Origin of the sequence: Enterobacter cloacae complex sp. XAL002, from assembly GCF_049236805.1 — a bacterium.
In the GTDB taxonomy this organism is placed as follows: Bacteria; Pseudomonadota; Gammaproteobacteria; order Enterobacterales; family Enterobacteriaceae; genus Enterobacter; species Enterobacter intestinihominis.
Genome location: NZ_JBMKJN010000038.1, coordinates 20,687 through 28,828 on the forward strand (window position 1 = coordinate 20,687; position 8,142 = coordinate 28,828).

Sequence of the window (8,142 nt, forward strand, 5' to 3'; positions counted from 1 at the left end):
TTGCAAAAAATAGCGATTGACTCAACTTTTAAAGTCACTGATGTTGGAAGGGACTTTTAACTGACTGAGGAACAAGGAATGAGTGAGATAGTGATACGCCACGCTGAACCGAAAGATTACGACGCCATTCGTCAGATCCACGCCCAGCCGGAGGTGTACCACAACACGCTACAGGTTCCTCATCCCTCAGAGCAGATGTGGCATGACCGGCTAACCGATCAGCCCGGTATCAAGCAGCTTGTCGCCTGTATTGATGATACCGTCGCCGGGCATCTGTGCATTGCCGTAGCCCAGCGTCCGCGCCGCAGCCACGTTGCCGATTTTGGAATTTGTGTGGGTGCGCAGTGGCAAAACCGGGGCGTCGCCAGCGCGCTGATACGCACCATGATTGATATGTGCGACAACTGGCTGCGCGTCGACCGCATCGAGTTAACGGTGTTTGTCGATAACGCACCGGCAATCGCGGTGTACAAAAAGCACGGGTTTGAGATTGAAGGCACCGGCAGGCGCTACGCCCTGCGCAACGGCGAGTACGTGGACGCGTATTATATGGCGCGGATGAAGTAACCCCTCACCCCGACCCTCTCCCCGAAGGGGCGAGGGAGAAAAGACCGCACCGTGCAATCCCCTCTCCCCTATGGGGAGAGGGTTAGGGTGAGGGGAACCCTCAATACCCCGCCGTTAAATCATCCACCGACCGCGGATCCGACGCGCCAAACAGAGCCCCGTCCGGCCCGACCATAATGCTCTGGGTGCTGCCCATCGCCTCCTTCACCGCCACCTTCTGCCCGCGCTGCTCAAGCAGCTTGAGGGTATCCGGGCTAAAGCCCTTCTCCACGCGCAACTCGTCCGGCAGCCACTGGTGATGGAAACGCGGCGCATTGGTCGCTTCGGCGACGTTCATCCCAAAGTCGATGCTGTTCACTACCATTTGCAGCACGGTGGTGATAATCCGGCTCCCGCCCGGGCTGCCGGTCACCAGCCAGGTTTTGCCGTCTTTCACCACGATGGTGGGCGACATGGACGACAGCGGGCGCTTCTTCGGCCCGACCGCATTTGCATCGCCGCCGACCAGCCCGTAGACGTTCGGCACGCCCGGCTTGGCCGAGAAGTCATCCATCTCGTTGTTCAGCAAAATACCGCTGTTGCCCGCCACAATCCCGGTGCCGAAGGTGGTGTTGAGCGTGTATGTCACCGCCACCGCGTTTCCGTCTTTGTCCACGACCGAGAAGTGGGTGGTCTGGTTACTTTCATACGGCGCCAGCTTGCCCGGGCGGATCTCGCTGGACGGTTTAGCCTTGTTGATGTCGATCTCATCGGCAATCGATTTGGCATAGGCTTTGTTGGTCAGCGCCTGCCACGGCACCTTCACGAAGTCCGGATCGCCAAGGTATTCCGAGCGGTCCGCGTAGGCGCGCTTTTCCGCCTCCGCCATCACCTGCATGGCATCGGCACTACCGAAGCCGAACTTGTGCATATCGAAGTTTTCCAGAATATTGAGGATCTGCACAATGTGAATGCCCCCGGAGGACGGCGGCGGCATGGAGAAGACTTCGTAGCCGCGATAGGTGCCGCTAATCGGCTCGCGCTCCACCGCCTTATATTCCGCCAGATCCGCTTTGGTGATCAGCCCGCCGTTCTTCTGCATCTCATCGGCAATCTGATCGGCAATCGGCCCCTTATAGAAGGCGTCCGGACCGTTTTCGGCAATCAGTTCGAGACTTTTTGCGAGGTTCTTCTGCACCAGCTTATCGCCCTTCTTCAGCGGCTCGCCGTCTTTCCAGAAGATAGCCTTGCTGTTTTCATGATTGGGAATAACTTCGCTGCCGTAGGTTTTGAGGTCGTCCGCCAGCGCGTCGTTGACGACGAAGCCGTCTCGCGCCAGCCTGATGGCAGGCTGCACCACTTTATTCAGCGGCAGCGTGCCGTATTTTTCCAGCGCCAGCGAGAACCCCGCAACGGTGCCCGGCGTGCCGGAGGCAAGGTGCGAGGTCAGGGATTTTTTACTGTCCGGATTGCCCTGATCGTCGAGGAACATATCGCGGGAGGCCTGATTCGGTGCCATCTCACGAAAGTCGATGGCCGTAGTTTTACCATCTTTCGTGCGCAGCATCATAAACCCGCCGCCGCCCAGGTTCCCCGCCTGTGGATGCGTTACCGCCAGTGCGTACCCGACCGCGACCGCCGCATCCACCGCGTTACCGCCCTGTTTAAGAATATCGACGCCCACCTGAGTTGCCAGCGCGTCAACCGAGGCCACCATGCCATGCGTCGCCCGCACGGGATGAAAAACATCCTCCTCCACGCCGTAAGAGACCGGAGGAGCGGCGGGCGGGTTGGCCGCCACGGTAAATGTGCCGCCTGCCATCAGCGCAGCGATGGCGACCCAGCGCAAAAAGGTTGGTTTCATCATTATTGTTCTCCAGGTGAAGGGGCCTATATTCCCCGCTTAAGCCTGGTTCACAACTCTTAAAAAATCATCGTTATGCCGGAATCAGGATAAACTTAAGAGAAGCCTCAAAGGAGGAGATAACCATGAAACGATTACCGATCCTGATCGCGCTGCTTCCGTTCGCCGCGCTCGCACAGCCGATAAACACGCTGAACAACCCGAACCAGCAGGGCTATGTCATTCCGAGCCAGCAGCGTATGCAGACGGAGATGATGAGCCAGCAACAGCAGCAGAAAGGGATGCTTAATCAGCAGTTAAAGACGCAGACCCAGGTGCAGCAGCAGCACCTGCAAAACCAGATGAACGCTAATACCCAGCGCGTGCAGCAGGGCCAGATGCGCGAGCAGCCGCTGTCAAACTCAAACGGTGGGATGTTAGGGGGCGGGGTGTCGCAAAGCAGCGGTCAGCAGCATATGCTGCCGACCCAGCAGAACGGCAGTATGCTTAATAAATAAAGTTCGGCCCGATCTGGTCAATCGCATCGGTACAGATGCTGTCCACGCCCCAGCGCAGCAGCTCGGCCGCACGCTGGGGTTTGTTGACGGTGTAGACCAGGATATGCAGACCGGCCTCTTTTAACAGCATCACGCGCGCTTCATCCAGCAGCTTATGGTTGAGGTGGATCGACACGCAACCTAAGCGGGCAGTCAGCGCGCGCCAGTCTTCTCGCCACTCATCCAGCAGCAGTCCGCGCGGCAGCTCTGGTACGGCCGCCTGTGCCGCTTCCAGCGCGTCGATGTCAAACGACGACAGCAGCGGTACCGTCATCCCTTCCCACAGCTCACGCGCGGCCAGCGCGATGACTTTGCCCGTCAGCGGCCCGGTGCCGGTGGTCGGTTTGATTTCGATGTTAGCCATCATGCCGTGCTGTCGGCAGCGGTCCGCCACTTCCGCCAGCAGCGGCAATGGCTCGCCTTTGAATTCCCCGCTGAACCAGCTTCCGGCGTCCACCTTCAGCAGATCGCGCCACGGCAGTTCGCCCGCCACGCCCCAGCCGTTGCTGGTGCGTTCGAGGTTGTCGTCATGCAGCAGGAAAATTTCGCCGTCCTTCGACAGCTTGGCATCGAACTCGATCATCGTGTGGCCGTAGCGCGCGCCAGCGTCAATTGCCGCCAGGGTGTTTTCCGGCGCCAGTTTACCGCCGCCACGGTGGGCGACAATGTGGGGGTAAGGCCAGTTGCTCATACTCGTTGTCCTGTTTCACCGTCAAATAAGTGCAGGTGATTTTCCGGCATATGCAGCCACAGCGTGCTGCCTGCCTTCGGGCGCTCCTGATGCGGCAGGCGCACCACCAGCTTTTGTTCGCCCCAGCGTCCGTGCGCCAGGTTGTCTGCGCCCAGCATCTCCAGCGTGTCCATCACCAGCGGCACGCCGCCGTCCGCCTGAGACGTCAAACCAATATGCTCCGGGCGGATACCGAGCGTCATCTTACGCCCGGCGTAGCCACGATAGTACCAGTTGATCGGCAACGCCATCCCGCTTTCCAGCTCAAAATGGGTTCCTGCAGCATTGATCCGCCCGTCCAGCAGGTTCATCGCCGGACTGCCGATAAAGCTCGCCACAAAACGGCTGGCCGGTTTTTCGTAGACTTCCACCGGGGTGCCAATCTGCTCGGCGATGCCTTTGTTCATCACCATCACGCGCTGGGCGAGAGTCATGGCCTCTACCTGATCGTGGGTCACGTAGAGGGACGTGGTTTTAAGGCGGCGATGCAGCTGCTGTAGCTCAAGGCGCATCTGCACGCGCAGCTTGGCGTCGAGGTTTGACAGCGGTTCGTCGAACAGAAAGACCGCCGGGTCGCGCACAATGGCGCGCCCCATCGCCACGCGCTGACGCTGGCCGCCCGAAAGCTCACGCGGGCGACGCTTGAGCAGGCCGTCAAGCTCCAGAATGCGCGCGGCTTCTTTCACGCGCTCCTCGATATGGCCTTTGCCCATGCCGCGAATTTTCAGCCCCCAGGCCATGTTCTCTTCCACGCTCATGTGCGGATAGAGGGCGTAGTTCTGGAACACCATCGCGATGCCGCGATCTTTGGGTTCCATCTCGGTAACGCGCTGGCGGTCAATCCAGATATCCCCGGACGTCACGCGTTCCAGCCCCGCCACCATGCGCAGCAGCGTGGATTTCCCACAGCCGGACGGACCGACCATGACGATAAATTCCCCGTCCGCCACGTCGAGCGTCAGCGGCTGAATGACCTGGGTTTTGCCGTCCCAGCTTTTTGTTACTGCCTGTAATTTTAAACCTGCCATCTTATTTCTCACTGTCCACTAAACCACGCACAAACGCACGCTGCATGGCTAAAACGATAACGACCGGGGGGATAAGGGTGAGCAGCATCGCCGCCATCACCTGGTTCCAGAGGGTGGTGCCTTCGCCGGTGGCGATCATGCCTTTGATGCCTGCCACGGCGGTGCCGAGGTTGACGTCCTGAACGATCAGCAGCGGCCACAGGTACTGGTTCCAGCCGTAGATAAAGGTGATCACAAACAGCGCCGCAAGGTTGGTTTTCGACAGCGGCAGCACGATGTCGCGGAAGAAGCGCATCGGCGAGGCGCCGTCAATACGCGCGGCTTCAATCAGTTCATCCGGCAGGGTCATAAAGAACTGGCGGAACAGGAAGGTGGCGGTCGCCGAAGCCATCAGCGGCAGGGTTAAGCCCGCGTAGCTGTCGAGCATCTTCAGGTTGGCGATCACCTCCACCGTCGGGAAGATACGCACCTCCACCGGCAGCATCAGGGTGATGAAAATCATCCAGAAAAACAGGTTACGCAGCGGAAAGCGGAACCAGACGATGGCAAACGCCGAGAGCATCGACACCGTGATTTTGCCGACGGTGATGCCGAACGCCATGATGAAACTGTTGAGCATCATCAGCCAGAACGGCGCGCTGTTGGCCCCCACGCCCTGGGTCCAGATAGTTTTCATGTTCTCGAAAAGATGCCCGCCGGGGACGAGCGTCATCGGCGTGTCGAACACCGCTTTGGTGTCCAGCGTGGCGGCGACGAAGGCCACGTACAGTGGAAACAGGATGACGAGGATGCCCAGGATCAGCAGGGTATGGCTGAAAATCGTCAGCCCGCGACGGTTCTCAATCATTGGTAGCGCACCTTACTTTCGACATAGCGGAACTGCACCACCGTGAGGATGATGACGAGGAACATCAGCACCACGGACTGGGCGGCAGAGGCAGAGAGATCAAGCCCGGCAAAGCCTTCGCGGTAAATTTTATAAATCAGCGTGGTCGTCGCCTGTACCGGACCGCCCGCAGTGGCGGCGTCGATCACCGGGAAGGTGTCGAAGAAGGCGTACACCAGGTTGACCACCAGCAGGAAGAAACTCACCGGGGCGATCAGCGGCAGCGACAGTTTGAAGAAGCGACGAACGGGCCCTGCGCCGTCAATCGCGGCGGCCTCCACCAGCGAACGCGGGATAGACTGTAGCGCGGCGAAGAAAAACAGGAAGTTATAGCTGATCTGCTTCCACACCGAGGCGAACACCACCAGGAACATCGCCTGACCGCTGTTCTGGGCGTGGTTCCAGTCGTAGCCAAACTCGCCCAGGAAGTGGGTAATCAGCCCGCGCCCCGGGTTAAACAGGAAGATCCACAGCACGGCGGCCACGGCGGGAGCCACAGCGTAAGGCAGCAGCATCAGGGTCTGATACAGACGGCTGCCGCGCACTACGTAATCCACCAGCGCGGCGAAGAACAGCGACGCGACAAGACCGCTGACGGTGACCAGCGCGCTGAATTTGATCGTCGTCCAGAAGGAGTCCAGGTAGTAGCTGTCATGGAACAGCGCGGTAAAGTTGTCCAGCCCGACAAACTGGCTGGAAAGCCCGAACGGATCGACGCTTTGTACCGAGTACCACAGCGCTTCGCCCGCAGGCCAGATAAAGAAGATAACGGTGATGACCAGCTGCGGCGCGACCAGCAGGTACGGCAGCCAGCGGGAACGGAACACCGGACGGGATGATGACATAGGTTAGCTCAAGTAGGTTTTCGCCCCTCACCCCGGCCCTCTCCCCATAGGGGCGAGGGAGAAAAGACGGCTCCGTGCAGTCCCCTCTCCCCTATGGGGAGAGGGTTAGGGTGAGGGGTAAGGTTTTAATTACGATTTCGTCGACTGCTCAAAGCGGCGTAACAGTTGGTTGCCGCGCTCTACCGCTGAATCCAGCGCCTGCTGAGGCGTTTTCTTCCCGGTCCAGACGCTTTCCAGCTCTTCATCAACGATGGTGCGGATCTGCGGCATGTTGCCCAGACGCAGGCCTTTGGTGAACGGCAACGGCGGCTTGTTCAGCATCTGACGCGTCGCGATGTCCGCGCCCGGGTTCTTGCTGTAGAAGCCCTGCTCCCGGGTCAGGTCGTACGCGGCTTTGGTGATCGGCAGGTAGCCGGTCTTCTGGTGCCACTCGGCGGCGTTTTCCGGCTTGGCCAGGAAGTCGAGGAACTCGGCCACGCCTTTGTAGGTGCCGTTGTCTTTACCCTGCATCACCCACAGGCTCGCCCCGCCGATGATGGCGTTCTGCGGCGCGCCTTTTACATCAGCGTCGTACGGCATCATGCCCACGCCGTAGTTGAATTTGGCGTAGTGACGGATGTCCGCCAGCGAACCGGAAGACGCGGTAGTAATGGCGCAGTCACCGTTGTAGAACTTCTCGGTGGATTCGTCTTTGCGCCCGAAATAGCTGAAGTCGCCCTTCTTGTTCAGATCGGCCAGCAGCGCGATGTGCTTCACCTGCTCCGGCTTGTTAAATTCCAGAACCGCGTCGGTGCCATCGAAGCCGTTGTTTTTGGTGGCAACCGGCAGGCCGTGCCAGGCGCTGAAGTTTTCAATCTGGATCCAGCCCTGCCAGCCGCTGGCGTAGCCGCACTTCATCCCCGCCGCTTTCAGCTTCGCGGTGTACTCCGCCAGATCCTGCCAGGTTTCTGGCGGCTGTTCCGGATCTAAACCGGCTTTTTTGAAGGCATCTTTGTTGTAGTACAGCACCGGCGTGGAGCTGTTAAACGGCTGAGACAGCAGGTGGCCGGTTTTAGAATCGGTGTAATAACCAGAAACGGTCGGCACGAACTGGGATTCGTCAAAGTTGATGCCCGCGTCTTTGAACACTTCATAGACCGGCTTGATGGCTTTGGAGGCCATCATGGTCGCGGTGCCGACTTCATAAACCTGTAACAGGGCTGGCGCATTGCCGGTACGGAAGGCGGCGATGCCCGCGCTCAGGCTCTGCTCGTAGTTGCCTTTGTACACCGGCACAATTTTGTAATCCGGGTGGGTGTCGTTGAAACGTTGCGCCAGGGAGTCAACCTCTTTACCCAACTCCCCTTCCATAGAATGCCAGAACGGAATGGTGGTCACAGCCATTGCGTTCGTCGCAAAAGCCAGACCGATTGCCAGACCCAAAGCTGTGTGTCGTAACGATGTCATTGTCATCTCTCTTATTATGCCGGATGCGCGATATCACGCGTTTTGTGCTCGCGAGGTAACATGACATGCTCGAATGACAGAAAAATAACTGTTTGTTTACAGATAGGTGACAGCCAGGCGTCAGAGGGATGATGGTTGTGTGAAGGGGTTAATATGAAAAAAAGCCGGGTGGCGGCTTCGCCTTACCCGGCCTACATGGTATCCGTAGGCCCGGTAAGCGCAGGGTATGAACCGGAAACATGGGTAACACTTTAGACCGGA

At 58.9% G+C, this 8,142-nt stretch carries 8 protein-coding genes; 2 read left to right on the plus strand and 6 right to left on the minus strand.

Annotated elements, in window-relative coordinates; translation table 11 throughout:
* Nucleotides 1–78 precede the first annotated feature (78 nt).
* Entirely contained in the window at nt 79–567 is a 489-nt protein-coding gene (gene yhhY / locus ACOT0L_RS22770) for an N-acetyltransferase (protein ID WP_023298796.1), read from the plus strand.
* 100 nt (nt 568–667) lie between these two features.
* Here yhhY and ggt read toward each other — a convergent pair whose 3' ends face one another.
* Entirely contained in the window at nt 668–2,413 is a 1,746-nt protein-coding gene (ggt, locus tag ACOT0L_RS22775) for a gamma-glutamyltransferase (RefSeq protein ID WP_072201895.1), read from the minus strand.
* Nucleotides 2,414–2,535: 122 nt separating this feature from the next.
* Here ggt and ACOT0L_RS22780 point away from each other — a divergent pair, with 122 nt between their 5' ends.
* Entirely contained in the window at nt 2,536–2,907 is a 372-nt protein-coding gene (locus ACOT0L_RS22780) for a DUF2756 family protein (RefSeq protein ID WP_023298798.1), read from the plus strand.
* Here the strand turns inward: ACOT0L_RS22780 and ugpQ are convergent.
* From ugpQ to ugpB, 5 genes are all read right to left on the minus strand, one after another.
* Nucleotides 2,897–3,637, minus strand: coding sequence for a glycerophosphodiester phosphodiesterase (gene ugpQ, locus ACOT0L_RS22785; RefSeq protein ID WP_022649655.1), 741 nt, complete (start codon nt 3,635–3,637; stop codon nt 2,897–2,899). The genes ACOT0L_RS22780 and ugpQ overlap by 11 nt on opposite strands.
* Nucleotides 3,634–4,704 (minus strand): sn-glycerol-3-phosphate import ATP-binding protein UgpC, encoded by a 1,071-nt coding sequence (locus ACOT0L_RS22790; RefSeq protein ID WP_022649656.1) that lies wholly within the window; start codon nt 4,702–4,704, stop codon nt 3,634–3,636. The genes ugpQ and ACOT0L_RS22790 overlap by 4 nt, the downstream gene beginning before the upstream one ends.
* 1 nt (nt 4,705) lies before the next feature.
* Entirely contained in the window at nt 4,706–5,551 is an 846-nt protein-coding gene (gene ugpE / locus ACOT0L_RS22795; protein ID WP_023298800.1) for a sn-glycerol-3-phosphate ABC transporter permease UgpE, read from the minus strand.
* The gene (gene ugpA / locus ACOT0L_RS22800; protein ID WP_022649658.1) at nt 5,548–6,435 is read right to left on the minus strand and encodes a sn-glycerol-3-phosphate ABC transporter permease UgpA; all 888 of its coding nucleotides are present in this window, start codon (nt 6,433–6,435) and stop codon (nt 5,548–5,550) included. Before ugpA ends, ugpE begins: the two co-directional genes overlap by 4 nt.
* A 129-nt stretch (nt 6,436–6,564) precedes the next feature.
* The gene (gene ugpB, locus ACOT0L_RS22805) at nt 6,565–7,881 is read right to left on the minus strand and encodes a sn-glycerol-3-phosphate ABC transporter substrate-binding protein UgpB (RefSeq protein WP_046620674.1); all 1,317 of its coding nucleotides are present in this window, start codon (nt 7,879–7,881) and stop codon (nt 6,565–6,567) included.
* Between the last annotated feature and the right edge of the window lie 261 nt (nt 7,882–8,142).

What these genes read in the sequence shown, in the direction of transcription:
- ACOT0L_RS22790 (WP_022649656.1), bottom strand. Translation starts at nt 4,704, where the DNA reads ATGGCAGGTTTAAAATTACAGGCAGTAACAAAAAGCTGGGACGGCAAA.
- ugpQ (WP_022649655.1), bottom strand. Translation starts at nt 3,637, where the DNA reads ATGAGCAACTGGCCTTACCCCCACATTGTCGCCCACCGTGGCGGCGGT.
- ugpB (WP_046620674.1), bottom strand. Translation starts at nt 7,881, where the DNA reads ATGACATCGTTACGACACACAGCTTTGGGTCTGGCAATCGGTCTGGCT.
- ugpA (WP_022649658.1), bottom strand. Translation starts at nt 6,435, where the DNA reads ATGTCATCATCCCGTCCGGTGTTCCGTTCCCGCTGGCTGCCGTACCTG.
- ACOT0L_RS22780 (WP_023298798.1), top strand. Translation starts at nt 2,536, where the DNA reads ATGAAACGATTACCGATCCTGATCGCGCTGCTTCCGTTCGCCGCGCTC.
- ugpE (WP_023298800.1), bottom strand. Translation starts at nt 5,551, where the DNA reads ATGATTGAGAACCGTCGCGGGCTGACGATTTTCAGCCATACCCTGCTG.
- ggt (WP_072201895.1), bottom strand. Translation starts at nt 2,413, where the DNA reads ATGATGAAACCAACCTTTTTGCGCTGGGTCGCCATCGCTGCGCTGATG.
- yhhY (WP_023298796.1), top strand. Translation starts at nt 79, where the DNA reads ATGAGTGAGATAGTGATACGCCACGCTGAACCGAAAGATTACGACGCC.